Source organism: Shewanella sp. TB7-MNA-CIBAN-0143, from assembly GCF_040310065.1.
Lineage (GTDB): Bacteria > Pseudomonadota > Gammaproteobacteria > Enterobacterales > Shewanellaceae > Shewanella.
The window spans coordinates 78046-97543 of record NZ_JBEOPL010000010.1; the positions used below are offsets into that span (position 1 = coordinate 78046).

The window sequence follows — 19498 nt, forward strand, 5'->3', positions numbered from 1 at the left end:
GAGTGAATATGCACGTTATGATCTAGTGGCTGTGATAATAACGGAATTACGTTATAATTCATCAAGGAATTAGAGTATTAACTCTAGAGGTGTTTATGGTTGCACAACGTCATATCAGTACATATTGTCGCAGACGAGTGAACTTTACTCTGTGTTTCAGTGTTTTATTTGTCCATCTTAGTGTTTTTGCTGAACCCGTTACCTTTAGTCATGCTTGGCAGCAATTGGCGCAAGTGAGTGATCAGCTTCAAGCTAAAGCTCAGCTAGTCAACCGCGCCAAAGCGGAAGAGGATGCCGGTGATGCGTTAAATTACCCATCGCTTAATATTGCTGGCAGCTATACTCGCCTCGAAAAACCTATCGAACTTGATTTACGTGACTTAAATCCATTAGCGACTCTCGACACAAGTACATTACCAGCAGCTCTTAGTAGTGCATTAGCTGAAATCCCAGGCTCTCTCTTTGTCACTCCTTTTACCGAACAAGATGTGTTTCGTGCCAGTTTACAAGCCATGTGGCCCATTTATACCGGTGGTAAAATTACTGCAGCCCAAGGAATACATGCTGCCCAAGTTTCAGAGAGAGAACAAGAGTTTGCCCTAGCTCAGCGTGAGTTATTTCTTCAGTTAGTTGATCGCTACTACGCAGTATCGGTGACAAAAACCTTAGTAGATACCCAAAAGCAGCTGGTGGACTCGTTAACTTTGCATGTGAGTCATGCCCAAAAATTAGAACAACAAGGCCAAATAGCCAAAGTTGAACGCTTAAATGCCCAGGTCGCATTAGAAAATGCCAAAGTCAACTGGGGCAAAACCAAGCGTCAATACGAAATGACCGAAATTGCGCTAGCAAGAATGTTACATATACCGTCGGTCGATCCTATTTCCGCACTGTTTTTACTCGAACAACAACCTTCATTGCCCCGTCTTAGCCAGCTGACATTAACTCAGCATCCGGCGTTAAAACTACTCGAAGCTAAAGAAGCTCAAGCCAATGATTTAGTCGACTTAGAAAAGGGCAGTTACTACCCCACGGTGTATTTATACGGCAACTACACCTTGTATGAAGATGACAGCTTATTTTCTCAAGTAGAGCCGGACTGGATGGTGGGTGTTGGTATGAGCATACCGCTTATTAGCCGTGATGGTCGCAGTGGAAAAGTGCTCGCGGCGAAAAGTGCTTTACTGCAAGCGCGTTACACCAAAGCACAAACCAAACAAGATTTAAGTTTGTTGATTGATCAGAGTTATCGGCAAATGCTGCAAGCTAAAGAAGAAGCGGATGCGCTGGATGTGTCATTAGCATTGGCGACCGAGAATTTACGATTGCGAGAGTTGTCCTTTAACCAAGGCTTATCCACTTCAATTGACCGAATCGATGCCGAGTTGAGCTTAACTGCAGTGAAAACTCAGCAATTAGGTGCAAAATATCGTTATATGCAAGCCTATGCCAAAGTGATGGCCATTAGTGGTCAAGTAGATGAATTTATTAACCGAACTCAACTTCAAGGGGCTGCTTATGCGGGCTAACAAGATTATTGCAGTGGTCGCATTCGTGCTAGTTATATTATTGTTAGGGTACGGTGTCATGCTAGCTTTTACGCCTCAACCGACAGTGTTGCAAGGGCAAATAGAAGCTCGTGAATATAATATCTCGTCTAAAGTTCCTGGCCGAGTTGAGCAAGTTTTGGTTCGCAAAGGCGACCAAGTCAATGTGAATGATATTTTGTTTGCCATCAGCAGCCCAGAATTAGATGCTAAGTTACTGCAGGCTCAAGGCGGCCTTGAAGCGGCAACGGCTATGCAGCAACAAGCTAAAAATGGCGCAAGGCAGCAACAAGTTACCGCAGCTAAAGAACAGTGGTTAAAAGCCAAGGCTGCAACCGAACTTAGCCTAAAAACTTACCAACGAATTGAAAACTTATTTGATGAAGGTGTTGTCGCACGGCAAAAGCGCGATGAAGCTTATACCCAATGGCAAGCGGCAAAATATACCGAGCAAGCAGCTTACGCTATGTATCAAATGGCAAATGAAGGCGCGCGGGTTGAAACTAAAGCCGCAGCCGCAGGAAAAACTCGTATGGCAGAAGGTGCGGTTAACGAGGTCAATGCCATTTTAGCCGACAGCCAAATGCGCTCACCTAAAAAAGCGGAGGTGAGTGAAGTATTATTACAAGCAGGTGAGCTTGCGCCGAGTGGTTTTCCGGTGGTAAGCATTATTGATATGAGTGATGCGTGGGCCGTATTACAAGTTCGAGAAGATTTATTGAAGCTATTTAAACAAGATCAAACCGTCATGTTAGATATTCCAGCACTACAGCAGCAAGTCGAATTTACCGTTTCGCACGTTAGTGTTATGGGTAATTTTGCCACTTGGCGCTCGACAGAGAGCGGCCATGACTTTGATATGCGTACCTTTGAAGTTGAACTGACACCTAAGCAAAAGATTGTCGATTTACGAGTTGGTATGTCGGTATTGTTTCGTGCCGACAAGCTTGCCGAACATTAATAAGGCTTGCTGATGAGGCATTTATTCAGGCGAGAATGTAAAGCGTTGTGGAATTCACCATGGCAACTTGCCTTGGTGAGCTATATTCCGCTAATTAGCGTGATCGCACTTTGGTGGTTATTTAGTGCGGGGTTGCCAAGGCAGCTCCCCGTTGCCGTGGTTGACTTAGATAACAGCCAAATTAGCCGCATGCTAACAAGGCAATTATCGGCCAATGCCGTGATTGCACCACGTTCATTTGCCAATGAAGCTGCGGCGATTGAAGCTATGCGTCAAGCGCAAGTATACGGGCTAGTTATTTTACCTTACCAGCTCAGAAAAGATTTACTCACATCAAAACAACCCACTATTGATATTCGCTATAACAGCCAATTTTTGTTAGTAGGTAAGTTATTATCCAGCCAGTTACAACTCAGCCTTGCTGAGGGGTTAACGCATATTGGCGAGGAGAGCCTATTACTTAAAGGCGCAAATAAAGCCACCGTTGATGTGAGTTTAACGCCTATTAGTAACCAAACGACGGCGTTATTTAACCGAAATAATAACTATGTTGGTTTTTTAGTCCCGCCTATATTAATTGCATTATGGCAATTACTGTCGATGTTCGTATTTGTTAATAGTGTTAATGCGGAGCTTATTCCTCAAGGTGAACGCTATTATTTAGCCCGAAACATTTGGCCAAAAGTGTGGGTTAAAGTGTTATTTTATAGTCCGATCATGCTCGTTCATAGTGGCTTTATTTTAGTGTGGTTATACCACTATTTAGCTTTGCCCGTGTCGGGTTCGCTATGGTTATTGCTATTGGCACAGGCATTCATGCTCATGGCATTGTGGTTGTTAGTGTTGGTTATTTTTATGATTATGCGTGACAGTGCTCGCACGGTCAGTTTCTGTACCGCATTATTTGCTCCAGCATTTGCGTTTATGGGAATAACCTTTCCCGTAAACGATATGCCCTTATTGGCTAAATGGTGGCGGTTGGTGATGCCATCGAGTCACTATATAGACTCTCATATCAGCGTCGTCAGTTATGGTGTTGGCTTGCCGCAAGTATTGACTCAAATCAGTTCTTATTGGGGCTTTTTACTGTTATTGCCTTTGCTTTATGTGCTGGGCCGCCACGCGCAGAAAATACCGCCACAGGGTCATGTTAGTCACCCGGTTACTCTGGAGGTCAACCGATGAACTTCTGGCAATTAATCGTAGCAGAATGCAAAGCTATATTGGCTGACAAAGCGATTGTGATGACGCTATTTGGTGGAGTGTTATTTTACTCGGTTCTGTATCCGTTACCGTATTTGAATCAGGTGCCGACAGAGCAAAAGGTCGTGGTGGTAGATCACGATAATTCGTCACTCAGTAGGTTGGTGACTCGCCACGCAGATGCCAGTGCTAAGATAAAAATACTCGCTAAGGTAAGCAGTATTGAGCAAGCACAAATGTGGATCGATCAAGGTAAAGCTCACGGCTTACTGGTTATTCCGGCTAACTTTAGACGCGATTTGTTGTTAGGCAAGGGTGCAACATTAAGTTACGGCGGCGATGCGAGTTACTTTCTGATTTATTCAGCCGTAGTAGAAGGCTTAGTGTCAGCCGGTATAGATGCCAGTAAACAAGTGCAGTTAATTGGTTTATTGGCTCGGGGCCAAAACCCCCAACTTGCCCAGCAAGCTGTTAATTCTATTAATATTAATTCAGTTCCAGCGTTTAACCCCAGTTTAGGTTACACACCGTATGTGGTGCCGGGATTATTTTTATTAATTCTGCATCAAACCTTATTAATTGGCACCGGTATTTTGGGCGCAGGCCAATGGCGCAAACCCGGTTATTGGCAGCAAGTACGTCCAGTAACCTTGGTGCTTGCACGGTTAAGTGTGTTTATGATGATTTACGCGCTATTTAGTAGTTTCTATTTAGGTTTTTGTTTTTATTGGTACAAAGTAAGCGTGGTGGCTACGGTGATTGAAGTTGGGCTATTTATGTTGCCCTTTCTATTAGCCACGGGATCGTTAGGTATTTATCTTAGCAGTTTATTTAATCGTCGAGAATTACCTACCCAATTGTATTTACTGGTGTCGATGCCGATTTTATTTGTGTCAGGGTTTGTGTGGCCGATTGCATTAATTCCAGAACCATTGGTATTAGCATCTCAAGTTATTCCAGCTGTTCCAGCGATTATGGGGATGCTCGAGTTAAATCAATTAGGAGCTGGTTGGTCGGCGGTAATGCCTAAATGGTTACAATTGTGGGGCTTGTTTGCAGTATTCGTCACGATGGCCATAGTCGCCATTGGGCGGAAACAGAAAAATGTTGATGTTGCATCATAAATCACCCATAGAAGTTAGCCAGGTTCTATCATATCGAAATAAGGTTATAGCTAGGTTTGTCACTGAGTAAAAAAATAGACAGTTATCTTCTCGATAGACCTGTCTATTTCATTTGTTTTATGGGGTTTATTGTTGACTGATAAAGGGCAACCGTGACGGTTTCTTGGTCAGAGTCCAATTACATCATTCCGTTTTGGGCATTGTTTAAAGCGGCCTCTAAACGTTTAACGTTATGTTGGTATATCTCGCTGTGATCGACTTTTGCAGCATATTTAAAATCAGCTAATGCGCCTAAATTGTCATTATTCAGTAATTTCATTACACCACGATTATTATAGGCATAAGCCCGAACCGTCATTGATGGAATCGCCACTTGGGTACGAGCACTTTTCACGGCTGCACTACAGGCTTTTTGGGCTTTTTCCATATCAGCTAATTGCACATATCCAGCGCATAAGTTCACGTTGCGAGAATAGTCATCCACGGCGAACTTACTTGCAGACAAAGTAGCGGTTAAGCCTGCTTCAACATCACCAGACTGCAATGCGTTAACACCAGGCACATCTTCCACTAATACCATTTTGTAGGCATTACTTTTGATCTGTTGACCTTGCTCATCAGCCATTACGCTAGTCGATGCTGTCAGTACTAATGTGGCACAAATTAGGCCATTAACGATGCTCTTTTTCATGATGTAGCTCCTTTAAACGTTTGTGTAGCGCCGCGCTACAGGTGAACTTTAGTCAAAACGACTAGCGTCGACAAACGATAAAAAACGCATTAATGGGTTAAAAAAATTCACTTATGGGGAGGTGTGATAGTTTTGTTTAATTAATGGCCGCGGCAATTAACGTCGATGTGTTTCATGACATGGTCATCCAACGATTTTCTTTAACCTCCACAATTTTCATTGAACCTGAAACCTTAACGACTTACACATTCTTTTATAAACAGTCTTCAACGGTATCAAGGGATTTAATACTGATAGTGTGTAAGCCATATTGATATGATTCAAAGTCTATTTATACTGTCTGCGTCTGCACTGCTTAAGATTTTAATGTCTTTACATCAATAAGATAGGGCATGTAGGATTATAATTGATACTTAATTAAAGACGGCCAGAAACTATTGGTAATGATCACTGATTTTTAGCCCAAAATGTGGCTGATAATGCTAATAGTATATTTAGGATTAATGATTATGTTTATTGAAGCCTCTAAATTTTCTTTTGTGAAAGAGCTTGAAGCTAATTGGGAAATAATTCGAGATGAATTTCTTGCACTACCAAATGACTCGTTTGACCCATGGGTTCAACAACAAATGCATGGTCAAGGCTGGAGTGTCTTCGGCTTGTATGCGCTTGGGAATCGTGTTGAAGGTGCATGCGTTAAATGTCCTCAAACAGCGAAACTCGTTGAAAACATCGGCGGCATTTCTCTCGCTGGTTTTTCGCTACTAGCCCCCCATACGCATATAACACCACATGTCGGTTGGGCCAATAATGTATATCGTTTACATCTTGGATTAGTGGTGCCACCTGACTGCAGGCTTCGTGTTGCCAGCGAAACCCGTTATTGGGAAGAAGGTAAATGTTTAATATTTGATGATACTGCTGAACATGAAGCTTGGAACGATTCTGCTCAATATCGTGGCACATTAATGTTGGATTTTCTTCGGTCGGATATTTGTTCCTTCACAGAAGATATGGTGCCAGACGACGTTCGGCAATACGCTGAACAGCTATTGAAACGATAATAAACAGTGTAATAAATTCATTATCAATCTAATTATTAATGACTTTCATCATGGAAACTTTTGAGGATCCAATCGATCAGTAATTGCACTTCTGGTCGCTGTTGTTCATTGGTGTGGCGGATCAAATAATAGCGATCATGGCTAAAAAGTGGAGGAGGAAATAATGGTAGAAGGGTGCCATTATCGAACCATGCTTGGCTGATGGGTAATGGAATGAGTGCAATGCCTAATCCTTGTTCTGCAGCGCGGGCGACACTGAACATACTGTCTAGTTGAATTATCTGCTTAGGCTGAAATGCATCAAAGCCAACATTTTCGGCCCATTGATGCCAAGCGTAAGGTCGAGCTTTATGCAATATTAATGGCACCTTAGTTAATGCTTTAAAACCTTGTGAAGACAATTCAGCATGCAGTTGTGCATTACACGCAGGGATATAAGTGATTGGAAATAAATCATACACATCGGCATTCGTTTGTTGTTTACCAGAGAGCATAATGGATACATCAGTGTGCTTAATTGTATCGCTACGCGACTTAATGGTTTCGAGCTTAAGATTGATGGTGGGATATTTAGATGACCAACCAATGAGTTTAGGCATAAACAGTTCACTGGCAAAGAATTCTGGCATTGAAATACTGACTTCGAGCATTCTGTCTGACTGGTTAAATTCACTGACTGTGTTGACTAATTGCTGCATGACCGGCTCGATGGCCTGGTAAAAGCGTGCGCCCACTTCGGTCAATGTCACCGCGCGGGTTTGACGAATAAACAAGCTCTGGTTTAGTGATTCTTCTAACTGTTTAATCTGATGACTTACCGCCGAAGGGGTTAGATACAATCTTTTAGCGGTATCTTTAAAACTTAAGCATTCAGCAGCGACGCAAAAACAACGTAGGCCGCGCATGGAGGTGTGTAAAGGGATCATTCAATTCTCAACAAGGACAGTTTATCAACTCACTTCCCCTTGATGATAATCAATTATGATGACATCTGTAATGCATGCGGGTCGACTACTGAGTAATAGTTTAGTGAGACTAGGAGCTATTCTTGAAGAGAAAGCAAGGATTAGACCAGTAGTTAAAATCTAATTTAAACATAGTGTTAACTAATTTTATAAAAATTGATTGAGTTGCTCTGGTGCTGAATAAACCTTGTTCGCACCAATTTGGTGCTAACTGATGTTACGTTATCTCAACTGAGATAACGAAATGGATTAATAGATAGGTAGGTAAGCAGGGCTAGCGCTTAATTAATATGTCTAATTAGAAGTACAGTGTTTCTTGCTTGGTGCCATCGATAAAAATGTCGCATTTATCTGCAGTGCTCGATTTTGCTGATTGAACAATGCTAGCAACAATACCAAAGCTTCCACCTTGATCTCCGAGTACCGAACCAAAGTAACAATCACCTTTAAATTTCATATCTTTAAAGTTTGCATTAAGATTTTGGGTAGGCGTCATTGGCGGGAATCGACCCTGCATGATCGGGTCACCATTAGCGGTCAATAGCAGTTTATTATTTGCTTTATCATACGATCCGCCAAGCACGAAAGTTTGGTCATTGACGACAACCGTTTTGTTTTGAGCCACGATTGGTGGTTTAGCGGCACAAGCGGTGAGTAGTACACCTGCAGTTATAGTAAGAAGTAGAGAAATTTTGCGCATTATTATTCCTTAGTATGCGTCGAGAGTCGTAAATCGGTCCCTCGTAATAGTAAACTAGCCCTGTTTACAGATGCTATTGATGGTATCGAAACGCATAATGTTGAGCACTATTTAAGGCGCGAACATAACGTCAGCTAGAAAAAATAGTTTTTATTTCAACAGCATATCAATTAAATACCGTATTGCACGTCTTATTGTACCAACATATTTGTGAATGCCAAGTATAAAAAAGCCTGCTGAAGTAGCAGGCTTGAAGGATCGATATATATTATAGGAGTGAGAATATTGAGCTTATGACAAGGTCACATCAAATATCAATTTAGTGACCACACCTTTAGGCGTAGTTGCTGTCAGTGTGACTTGGCTTGCGCCTGGTGTACCATTATTTTTCAAGGTAAATGAGGTTGATGTTCCTCCTGCTGAACTCTTGTTAGGTACGGTATAGCCAGAGAACTGCAATTCACCTTCGGTGTTAGTAACGGTTAAGGTTGTACCTGAAGGTAATATTTGATTGGCGCTATCAGTGATTACCACATCAAACTTTGCCGTTTCATCTAGTGCAATAGGTTGAACATCAGTGTCGTAATCATTAATCACGCTGCCATCTTGGCTAACGACAAAATTAGCTTCAGAGCCTGACATTGTTAATACTAATGCTTTACGGATATAAGTACTCATAGCCGTGCTATCACATAATGCACCTTGGCATTGTGGGCCGTTAAATTGACCGTCAGCTAATTGGTATGTGTTGCTCGCTTGAATATTAAAGTACGGTTCAGCTGAATCATGGGTGCGAGATTCGTTGTCATCTCTAAAGGCGTCTGGCAAGTCAACAAAACCACCGTCATGGTAAGTTTCTACATCCATGCCGTTGCCACTGCATGCTACTGACGTTGTGCCGCTTAAGCAGCCGTTAACCACGCCACCATCAGCATCGTCAAATACATTGTTGCCATTGGTATCGAAGAAGGTTTCGTGTCCTAGCGCATAAGCCATAATCGTTACACGATGGTCACTTACCCGTGGTGATGCCGATGTCCAAATGACGGAACATTTTCCGTTTTCTATGGAACACGATGGTTCAATTTGACCACCTTCAGCGGTAAAGTTGATGGTAGTGTCGTCTGGTGCAGGGTTTGCAAAACTGTCAGAGGCATAAGCTGTAATGGTAACTTGTTCGCCGTTGTAGTCGCCCGCTTCAGGGTTGCCATTTGATCTTGAAATACTAAAACCAAGCTGTTGTGGCAAGCCGGTATTGACGGTCAGCTGTTCTGATTGGCTGGTAATGATTTGGTTAGTGTCGGCGTCTGTGGTTGATGCCACCACTCTTACCGGGGTTGGAATGGTGCCAGCTTGCACTCGCACACTGACTAATCCCTAGGAATTGGTAATACTGCTGTCGGTCACTTCACCATTAGCAAACCGCAGACCGCCAACACTGGTGTCTAAGCTGAAATTAACCGTTTGTTGTGCTGCCGGCTGGCCATTAGCACTGGTGACTAAAAAGGTCACTAACGATGATTCTGTTGAACCGGTACCACCAGAACCTTTGATACGAATTTGGCTTGGATCAGCTGACACAAAGCTCACATTAGATAATGTTTGACGGGCTAAGGTAAAAGGCAAACTTGCATTTAAACTAGCGCCATTAACCGTTGCTGTCGCGATGATGATGTCATTACGTTCGCTGTTGCCACTGCAGCTGACATCTGAAAAGGTTGAGCTGGCAGAACCTGATAAGCTAGTAACAGGTGAATCAAGTGTGGCGTTGTCATTGGTAGAACAGTCAGAACTAAAGCTGATGCTGGTTGGGCTTTGTAAGCGTGTAAATGTGCCATCGGTGTTTTCGGTAACTAACGTAGCGCTAATCCCAAAGGTGCCACCGGCACTAATGCTATAACTACCATCAGTTGTTGCGACTAGCGTTGTCGCTAATTCACTTTCAACAAACTCACCATTAGCATTATACGAGCCCATCTTAACATTACCATTCGTGGCAATATCGTCAGACGCTAACACTTCAAAAGCGCTGCTGCTGGTAAGAGTACTACCTTGATATTCGGTGGTAGCAGTTAACAGGCTCGCACCTAACTCTGCCTCGGACGGTGTGTAGTTTAGCGTAGCAATACCTGAGGATTTTGTCAGTGCAGTTGCTGGCGCTAACGTAGCGCTACCGGCATTGAATGTCACAATTTGGTTAGCAATAGCTTGATTATTACTGTCAGTAAGCAAGGCATTGAGCTGAACTGTTTTATCAATATTAAAGCGGGTAATAGGGCCGGTAGCATCACTTATCGAAGCGGTTAATTTAATCGCTTCGACAGAGATACTGGTGTCATATTCTTTAAATTGATAATTGCGAGTCGCACTAACAGCATCTGCATCACTTGGAGAGTAAGTTGCGCTAAGCGTGCCAGCGTCGGTACTACTTGATGTGACCAGAGTTGTCGCAAGACCAGAAGATAAGGTTAACACCGTGGTAGGTGATATTGTTGCATTGGTGGTGCTAAAAGTAATGAGCGCTCCACTAACGTTAGTACTACCAATTTTGAGATGTGCAATGGCACAAAAGCTACCATCAAGATCAAAAATCAGTGAGTCAGTATTCTCATCACATTGGCCATTGACGATATTTTGATAGCTGACGGCAATACTATAATTACCACTCAGTGTGTCAGTATCGGTGCCGTCCGCGGCACCGTTACAACCGGTAAATAACAGCACTGAAGTTAGTAATAACAATAGTGTGCGAGTCATCATTTTTAGCCGCATTAGCAACATCCTTATTCTATTAAACAGACTATTTTTGAGATGGACCCTAGTCTTTTATTTCAGATCTTAAATACTTATATAGCTCTTTAGACGATTTTGATTCTGGGTTTTTAGCCAGTTCTTTATTCGCTTGGCGGATCAGTTGACGCATTTTTTGACGATCAAGTTGTGGGTGTAAATCCAGTAATACTTGGACTTCATCGTCGCCATTCGCTAATAAACGTTCACGCATTTTTTCAAAAATCTGTATTTGAGCGGCTTCATTATTGTTTTTGTTCAACACTTTATCCAGTGCTGCTTCAATAGGTTCATGCTCAAAGCCACGCATTAATTTACCAATGTATTGTAAATGGCGGCGATAGGCTTCAGTTTTTTGTTTAATCAGTTTTGTTTTTAGAATCGCATCATATAGAAATTCATCTAAACCCATTTTGTCTAATTGAGTTTTGCTCAGGGCCACTAAACGCATGCCAAGTGCTTGAGCATCCTCACTTTCTTTTTTAACGCCTGTTCTGCTGACATAGTTGTCATCATTATCATAGGGCTGCTGAAATAGCTCAGAATCGCCAACAATTTTCATAGTCATAAACCTCAAGTCAATATGCATTAATGATAGCATTTATTTGGCCTAGAATATGCAGAATTTATTGATGATCAACTGCGATATAAATGCGCGGTTATCAATCGCCAATTGAATTTGATATGCTAGCGTCAATTAGACTAATCAAAGAGTAAATTTGTGGCTTCTCATCCTTCTTCAGCGCCTAGCGCAACTGAACCAACACCTAGAATTGATTCTGAATTATCGGCGTTAAAAGACGCGGTATCTGTCGCATTAGAATATGCGAAAGAGTTAGGCACTTCGGCCGCTGAAGTGGCTATCAGCAAGCAGCAAGGTTTGTCGGTTTCAACCCGTGAAAAAGAAGTTGAAACCGTTGAGTTTAATAAAGACGGTGCGTTGGGCATTACCATTTACCGTGATGGTCGCAAAGGCAGTTCATCGACCTCAGACTTAAGCCCTGAAGCAATTCGTCAAGCGGTAAAAGCGGCCGATGGCATTGCAAAATATACCTCAGAAGATCCTTTTAGTGGCTTGGCTGATCCCGCTTTGATGGCGCAAGATATTCGCGATTTGGAGTTATATCATCCACAAGATATCGATGCTGAAGAGCTCGCACAGTTGGCCATTCGGGCAGAAGAAGCCAGTTTATCGGTTGATAGCCGTATACGTAACTCAGACGGCGCGAGTGCCAATGCTCATACTGCCGCTAGGGTTTATGGTAACAGTCATGGGTTTCTTAACGGCTATTGCAGCTCTCGCTACAGTTTAAGTTGTGTTGTAATAGGCCAAGAGTCTGATGGCAATATGCAGCGCGACTACGACTATACGGTTGCCCGTAAATATCATGATTTACTGTCACCTGAAGCGGTTGGTTTGCAAGCGGCAAACAAAACCTTAAGCCGTTTGGATGCCCGTAAAATAGCCACGGCGAAAATGCCAGTGTTATTTGCTCCTGAACTTGCCACAGGCTTAATGGGACATTTAATTGGCGCGATTAGTGGCAGTAGTATTTACCGTAAGTCGAGCTTCTTAATGGAAGCTCTGAATACTCAAATATTCCCAGACTGGTTTAGTATTGAAGAACAACCGCATTTAATTGGCGCACTGGCCAGTGCTAACTACGACAGTGAAGGCGTGGCAACCCAAGACCGTCGTATTATTGATCGTGGCCAACTAGAAACTTACTTACTAACCAGTTATTCGGCGCGTAAATTATCGATGACCAATACAGGCCATGCTGGTGGTATTTATAACTGGACCCTAAGCCATTCAAATCAAACCTTTGATGACTTGGTTAAAGCCATGAATACCGGCTTAATTGTTACGGAAGTGATGGGCCAAGGCGTTAATGGCGTTACTGGTGATTATTCACGTGGCGCGGCAGGTTTTTATGTTGAAAATGGCGAAGTGTTGTATCCAGTAGAAGAAATTACTATCGCGGGTAATTTAAAAGACATGTTTATGGGAATACAAGGCGTAGGTAAAGATCGCGATTTACGTTCATCAATCCGCACCGGCGGTATTTTACTGAGCGAGATGAAAATCGCGGGTAATTAACTCCTTTTGCTGAAAAATGCATTTATGGTTTAAATGCAAAAAGAATTAAAGCCTCTTATCTAATTGATTAAGAGGCTTTTTTTAACTTTAATTTGGCTCTTTACGCTTTATATCTTTACTTTACCTTTCTTGACAGTCGTTTACAGGCAAGGGTTGTCATAACTCTTGCAAATGTAACTAGATGGTTAATGGAGTAAATATGTTTAACAAAAAAATAAGTCGATTGATGATGGTGTCTGCAATGGGAGCCTTGTTACTAGGGTGTGGCTCAGACAGTGAAGAAAGCAGTGATGATGTCGCTTATGTGCAGTTTTATAATGCATCACCTAATAGCACATCGACTTCGTTAGTACTGGATGACTATTCATATACGGCGGTTGATTTTGCTGATGCAATGCCGCGCTATGCTTATAGTGCAGGGAGCACAGAACTGGAAATTTATGGTCAAGACGAAGATAGTGAAACGGTAACCGTTTACAGCGACACCGTTGATTTAGCGAGCGACTCGAACCATTTGTTTGTACTTTATGGTGATTATCACGATCCAGAACTATTGGATATTAACTATTCACGCGATGAAATGGACGAGTTAAATGCCGACGATGATAATGACTACAGCAAAATGGAAGTGCTAGTGGCTAACGTAGCGACTGATGAAGGTACTTTTGATACCTATATTTCACTTGATACCCAAACCATTGACCAAGCGGTGATGCTGGGTAATGTGCCGTATAGCAGTTACACCAGCGAACAGATATTCGATACTGATGATTATATTGTCTATCTGACCGAAACCGGCACTAAAAATGTGCTCTACACCACAGGTAGCATGAGTTTAACCTCCGAAACCGCCTATAAACTAATTATTCGTAACAGTTTTGGTGCAGGTGATATTAACGTCACTATCGACAGCATTGACTCAACTACAACGCCAGTCACTTACGCCGCGTTAGAGGCAACTGCCGATTACCGGGTGTTTAATGGTTTAGAAACGCAAAGCATTGATGTTGATATTGCCAGTAAGCAAGAAACACAATACTTGTATGGTATTTCACCCTTCACAGTAACGGATTACCAATCAACATCGTTTAATGATTATGGTATCACCACTAAAGATGCGACCAGTAAAGCCAAGTTGTTCGATAACTTGTTGGTAACGTTTAACCAAGATGAAGTGAAGTCTTTACTGATTTATCAGCAAGAAGACAGTTCTGTTAAAGGTATGGTGATCGAGCAAGACTTACGACCTCGAGCTTTTGAATATAAAGTCGATGTGGTGAATTTAGCTTACGATTATGATGACTTAACCGTGTATTTTGTCCGCGCTTCAGAAACCATTGAAACCGCCGAATATACCTTAACGGATTTAGATTTTGTCGAAAAACTCAGCCTGACATTGCCTGAAGATGATTATGAAATTAACATTGTTTACGAAGCCGATAATGGCACGCAAACCTTAGTTTATCAGTCTGATTCAATCAGCTTTGATGGCGACAGTAATTATACTTTTGTGCTGACTCCAGACAGTACAAGCGCTTTAGGTCATAGACTGACGTCATTACAGTAATATTAAGTTGAATTAACCGTGAGTTAAGCCACTGCTTATTAAACATAAAAAAGCCGATATCATCGATATCGGCTTTTCATTTAGCGCTTATAATCAAATAAACATACAAACTAATAAGTTATAATCTGAGCTGAGATTAATTAGTACGGTATCGACTAAGAATTTTACCCAAATCAGCTGATGCTTTTGCTAGATCTTTAACACCACTTGAAGACTGTTGCGATAAGCCTCTAATAATATTTGATTTCTGTCTTATGTCCGTCAGCTCTTTTGCAATGTCATTGGCCACTGCACTTTGTTCTTCTGACGATGTAGAAATTTGGAAACTCATGTCCATAATTGAATTCGCAGATTCAGAAATGGCATTAATATCGGTTCCAATATTAGTAATTAGATCGCTACTGGTTTGTGCTTGTTTGACAGTATCTTGAGTAATGCTGTCAATATTGAGTGTTTCACTTTGCAGTAATTCAATCATTTTATGAATTTCAACCGTCGCAGCTTGAGTACGACCCGCAAGGGTTCTTACTTCGTCGGCAACCACCGCAAAACCACGGCCCATTTCACCTGCACGTGCCGCTTCAATTGCTGCGTTTAATGCCAGTAAGTTGGTTTGATCTGAAATAGCATTAATGGTGGTGATGACTTCATTAATATTGGTCGCGTTAATTTTTAGGGTATTGACTGAGTTTGATGTTTGTTCAATGTAGGTCGATAACTGCTTAATTTCATTAATCGCACGCTTAGCTCGGTCATAACTCTGACGCGTATACTCTGAATCTTGTTCAACACGTTGAGTTGAATTTCGAGCGATATTAGAGACTTCAGCAGCTGATGCCGTCATTTCTTCCATCGCGGTAGCAACCGAGTCAAGTGAAGCATATTGTAAATCAATTTGTTCAGCGCTTTGTACTGCTTCATTGGCGAATGAGCTCGAGGTTGTTTGCAATGTATCGGCACTTTTCTTCACCGCGACAACGAGATCGGTTAATGTGTCCATGGCTTTATCAAGTGCGCAACCAATGGTGCCAAATTCATCACGACCAGGATGGAAGCCTAAACGAGAGGTTAAATCACCTTTAGCAATTTTTTCCGTGGTATCCCATAACACCCAAAGTGCACCGCCAAGGAACGTGGCCGTCCAATAAATCACTACTACAAAAGGCAATACCCATAAAAATGACATTAACAGTGATATCAAAGCAGCTTGTTTTGCGCTGGCTTCTTGTCCAGAAACAGATTCGCTCAGGGTATAATATTGGTCATCTAATGCATAAACGGCAGTAATAGTATCTCGTTGGCGTGAACTTGTTTGTGAACGTCCTGAGACTTGTAAACCTAATGTTGAAGCTTGTTCTAGTTGGCTCGTGGCATCAAGTGCTTGAACCATAGCTGCTGTTTTTTGCTCTAAAACCAGTAATGATTGCTGTTCTATATTTTCAATTTTATTAACGTAACTACTAATCGATACACTAGATAAAATAATCAGGAACAGTCCGAAAATAGCCCAGAACTTATCGTTAATGGACATTTTGATGAAAAGTTTATCGATATTTCTGAAATCAACTTGTTTCATGGTTTGCGCACCTAAACCGGTAAAGATAATAAATTCAAATACTAGATGAGCTTTTAGTATATTGATACTAAATAGTCAGCTTAATAATATTTTGTTGTGACCAACATGACATCGAGTCATGATCAATATCGACAATAACTCACATACCTTAAGTGATTTATTGGTTTTTATTCATGGTGTATTCAACATACTACGAGTGTTGGTGGTCAATGTTAGCGTAATAATCGGGTAAAAACCTTACATTTTCAAGATGATTCCATGACATGAATTAAAATATCAAACAGTATGTTGTCATTTTTTTATTTTTTTGAACAATAAGTGTTACAAAATCTATATTTTTTAACAACCACCCCGTCAACGCTTGTTTTTACGCTAAATGTTGTTTTAGTTGAGGTATTTTTGATTTTATTTATCATCGTTTTCTAATTAAAACAAAATTACTTGATAATCAATCAGATAGTAAATTTGTTTACCCCATTAATGTGATCAATGTTCTTTTTTCTGTAAACAAACTTTGGGACAATCGCCCCGCATATTACAAAAAAATAGCATTTATATTACAAAATATGGGGTTAAAAAATGAAAGGACTGACTAAACTAACGGCGGTTTCACTCGCAGTAGCCGCTGCAATGCCGATAATGGCAAATGCAGAGGTGTTAATTAGTGAATACGTTGAAGGTAGTTCAAACAACAAAGCGATTGAACTGTATAACAACAGTGACGTTGCAATTGATTTAACAGGCTACAAATTAGTACGTTACAAAGACGGTGACTCTGCAGCGCTTGATATGGTGGAATTAACTGACACTATTGCCGCTAAAAGTGTCAAAGTCATTTTGCATTCAAGTGCAGCGATTACCTTGCCAGCCTCAACCGACTCGATGACCGGTAACTTATACTTTAATGGTGGCGATGCTGTCGGCTTATTAAAAGACGGTGTGTTGGTTGATGTTGTTGGTGACATTCCAACACCAGCAGGTTGGGGGTTTGACACCACATTCCAGCGTAAATTAGACGCCTTAACTGCCAGCACCACTTATGATGCTAGCCAATGGGTCACATTAGATAAAGACACCTTTAGTGGTTTAGGCTCGCTTGATACCGCAGTAACACCAGAGCCAACAGTATTTACCTGTAATGGGGCCACACTGACCAACATTTATGATGTGCAAGGTGCAGGTGACTCTAGTCCATTAATTGCCGATGGTAGTTATGAATCGGCTAATGAAGTGACCATAAAAGGGATTGTTACTTCTAGAAGCGACAGTTTATACAAAGGCTTCTTTATTCAAGACATGCAAGGTGACAACTCACCTTATACTTCAGACGGCATTTTCGTCTACTTGAACGAAGCTGCACCAGATACTATTCAGCCAGGCACTGAAGTGTGTGTGCAAGGTAAAGTAAACGAGTATTACGGCTCGACTCAGATTAACCTTAAGGACGATCAAAAAATTGAAGTTGGCGCATTAGGTGAAGTGCCTCTAGCCAGTGCATTTTATGTTGCCGATGGCGAAACCCTAACGCAAGCATTAGAGCGTGTTGAAGGCATGAAAGTAGTATTAGATGCGGGTAGTGAGATGAAAATCACCCGTACCTTTAGCTACGATTATGACGGACGTCGTAACAATATGGTGTTGTCACATAAAGCGCCATTAATGAAACCAACTCAAGTATTTGAGCCAAACTCAGCAGATTCTATTGCACTGGCTCAAGCTAACGCGGTGAACCAGTTATTTGTTGAATCTGATTTCAAAGCGAAGGATGGTGAAGTACCTTATTTCCCAGAGTTTAACGCAGAAACGGGTTACATTCGTGTTGGAGATCAATTGACTAACCTTGAAGGTGTGATCGGTTATAGCTACAACGCATTCCGTATTTTACCGACCAACATGATTACTGCTGGCGATTTTATCCGTGTAAACGATCGTACCGATGCGCCTACAGTGGCAGATATGGGCGACATTCGTGTAGCGAGCTTTAACGTGTTGAACTTCTTTAATGACGTTGTTGGCGGTGATGCTAATCCATCAAACAGCAATCGTGGTGCATTAATCGAAGAAGAAATGGTGTTGCAGCGTACTAAAATAGTGAATGCGCTTGTCGCCATGAATGCTGATGTTGTTGGCTTAATGGAAATCGCTAACAATGGCTTTGGCGAGTTAAGTGCCATTCAAAACCTTGTAGATGCATTGAACGCAGAATTAACTGATGATCAAGCGTATCGCTTTGTTGAAATTGAAGATGCTGATAAGTATGAAGACAAATTCATCGGCAGTGATGCGATTACAGTTGGCATGTTATATCGCCCAGCCCGTATTACATTAGACGGCGCGGCAAAAGTGATTGCGACGCCAGAACAACATGCTGCAGAAGGTGCGCAAACCCGTGAGAAAGATGGAGTTGTTGAGCAAAGCCCGAGTTATGAAAAGTTCCAACGTCATAGCTTAGTGCAAACCTTTAGCATTAACGATGAAAAGTTAACTGTTGTGGTTAACCACTTAAAATCGAAAGGTTCAGGCTGTATTGAAGACTGGGCTGAATTTAACGAAAACGCTGAGCCAGCAGACTTGCAAGGAAAGTGTAATGCATTCCGTGTATCAGCAGCCAAAGTACTCGGTGAGTCACTAAAAGATGTTGCTGGTGATGTACTGGTTATTGGTGATTTAAATGCCTACGGCAAAGAAGATCCGGTAGCAGTATTAACTGATTACGATGCCTCAACTACAGATCATGTTATCCGCACTGCATCGTGGACTACCTTAAACGGTAAAGTGTACGAGCGTGAAGGCAGCGTGATAGATAAAGGTTATGGTTTAATTAACTTAAACACTCAAGCACATGGCGCAGCCACTTATTCATATAGTTACAGTGGTGAATTAGGTAATTTAGACCATGCTTTAGCCAATGAGAGTTTAGCGGCTAAGTTAGTCGGTATTGACGACTGGCACATTAACTCAGTTGAATCTAACCTGTTTGAATATGGTAGCAAGTACACCGGAGATCTGGTTAAAACTGAAAGTCCATTCTCAGCTTCAGACCATGATCCAGTGATTATTGCATTAAGCTATCCTGCGCCAGTAACGCCAACTCCTACGCCAACACCAGAGCCTGTTCAAGACAGTGATGGTGGTAGTTTAGGTTACTTTGCATTGATGTTATTAGGTGCTCTAGGCTTACGCCGTCGCAGTTAATTATTGTTAACTGC

General features: G+C 41.8%; 13 protein-coding genes and 1 pseudogene. 8 read left to right on the forward strand and 6 right to left on the reverse strand.

The genetic code is table 11. The features are described 5' to 3' along the window. Window positions 1–95 precede the first annotated feature (95 nt). Genes AAEY97_RS10080 through AAEY97_RS10095 form a run of 4 tightly spaced genes read left to right on the forward strand, consistent with a single transcriptional unit; the run spans window position 96 to window position 4835 of the window. Window positions 96–1529 (forward strand): TolC family protein, encoded by a 1434-nt coding sequence (locus AAEY97_RS10080; protein ID WP_350998596.1) that lies wholly within the window; start codon window positions 96–98, stop codon window positions 1527–1529. Further along, on the forward strand, window positions 1519–2508 hold the full coding sequence (locus AAEY97_RS10085; protein ID WP_101087678.1) for an HlyD family secretion protein: 990 nt from the start codon (window positions 1519–1521) through the stop codon (window positions 2506–2508). Before AAEY97_RS10080 ends, AAEY97_RS10085 begins: the two co-directional genes overlap by 11 nt. Before the next feature lie 12 nt (window positions 2509–2520). Continuing rightward, on the forward strand, window positions 2521–3693 hold the full coding sequence (locus AAEY97_RS10090; protein WP_350998599.1) for an ABC transporter permease: 1173 nt from the start codon (window positions 2521–2523) through the stop codon (window positions 3691–3693). Next, the gene (locus AAEY97_RS10095) at window positions 3690–4835 is read left to right on the forward strand and encodes an ABC transporter permease (protein WP_182744114.1); all 1146 of its coding nucleotides are present in this window, start codon (window positions 3690–3692) and stop codon (window positions 4833–4835) included. Before AAEY97_RS10090 ends, AAEY97_RS10095 begins: the two co-directional genes overlap by 4 nt. 178 nt (window positions 4836–5013) lie before the next feature. On the opposite strand, the gene AAEY97_RS10100 is transcribed toward AAEY97_RS10095, so the two are convergent. After that, window positions 5014–5526 (reverse strand): tetratricopeptide repeat protein, encoded by a 513-nt coding sequence (locus AAEY97_RS10100; RefSeq protein WP_101087675.1) that lies wholly within the window; start codon window positions 5524–5526, stop codon window positions 5014–5016. A gap of 479 nt (window positions 5527–6005) precedes the next feature. Here AAEY97_RS10100 and AAEY97_RS10105 point away from each other — a divergent pair, with 479 nt between their 5' ends. Further along, entirely contained in the window at window positions 6006–6590 is a 585-nt protein-coding gene (locus tag AAEY97_RS10105) for an aspartyl/asparaginyl beta-hydroxylase domain-containing protein (RefSeq protein WP_220487301.1), read from the forward strand. 35 nt (window positions 6591–6625) lie between these two features. Here the strand turns inward: AAEY97_RS10105 and AAEY97_RS10110 are convergent, their stop codons facing one another. The 4 genes and pseudogenes from AAEY97_RS10110 to yjgA all read right to left on the reverse strand — a co-directional run bounded on the left by AAEY97_RS10110 (window position 6626) and on the right by yjgA (window position 11607). Further along, window positions 6626–7516 (reverse strand): LysR family transcriptional regulator, encoded by an 891-nt coding sequence (locus tag AAEY97_RS10110; RefSeq protein WP_350998603.1) that lies wholly within the window; start codon window positions 7514–7516, stop codon window positions 6626–6628. Window positions 7517–7853: 337 nt separating this feature from the next. Next, the gene (locus AAEY97_RS10115; protein WP_101087673.1) at window positions 7854–8255 is read right to left on the reverse strand and encodes a YajG family lipoprotein; all 402 of its coding nucleotides are present in this window, start codon (window positions 8253–8255) and stop codon (window positions 7854–7856) included. Window positions 8256–8546: 291 nt separating this feature from the next. Continuing rightward, window positions 8547–11027: pseudogene (locus AAEY97_RS10120) on the reverse strand (hypothetical protein). Between the two features lie 46 nt (window positions 11028–11073). Then, entirely contained in the window at window positions 11074–11607 is a 534-nt protein-coding gene (gene yjgA / locus AAEY97_RS10125) for a ribosome biogenesis factor YjgA (protein WP_101087732.1), read from the reverse strand. Between the two features lie 159 nt (window positions 11608–11766). Between yjgA and pmbA the strand changes: the two genes are divergently transcribed. Together pmbA and AAEY97_RS10135 are read left to right on the forward strand one after the other, a co-directional pair. Continuing rightward, window positions 11767–13146 carry a metalloprotease PmbA gene (pmbA, locus tag AAEY97_RS10130; RefSeq protein WP_101087671.1) on the forward strand — a complete coding sequence of 460 codons (1380 nt, stop codon included), beginning with the start codon at window positions 11767–11769 and terminating at the stop codon, window positions 13144–13146. Between the two features lie 199 nt (window positions 13147–13345). Continuing rightward, the gene (locus tag AAEY97_RS10135; protein ID WP_192116381.1) at window positions 13346–14713 is read left to right on the forward strand and encodes a hypothetical protein; all 1368 of its coding nucleotides are present in this window, start codon (window positions 13346–13348) and stop codon (window positions 14711–14713) included. Window positions 14714–14849: 136 nt separating this feature from the next. Here the strand turns inward: AAEY97_RS10135 and AAEY97_RS10140 are convergent, their stop codons facing one another. Continuing rightward, a complete protein-coding gene (locus AAEY97_RS10140) occupies window positions 14850–16289 on the reverse strand; it encodes a methyl-accepting chemotaxis protein (protein ID WP_350998606.1) in 1440 nt (479 codons plus the stop codon). Between the two features lie 579 nt (window positions 16290–16868). On the opposite strand from AAEY97_RS10140, the gene exeM reads away from it, so the two are divergent. Further along, entirely contained in the window at window positions 16869–19484 is a 2616-nt protein-coding gene (exeM, locus tag AAEY97_RS10145) for an extracellular exonuclease ExeM (RefSeq protein WP_350998609.1), read from the forward strand. Window positions 19485–19498 lie beyond the last annotated feature (14 nt).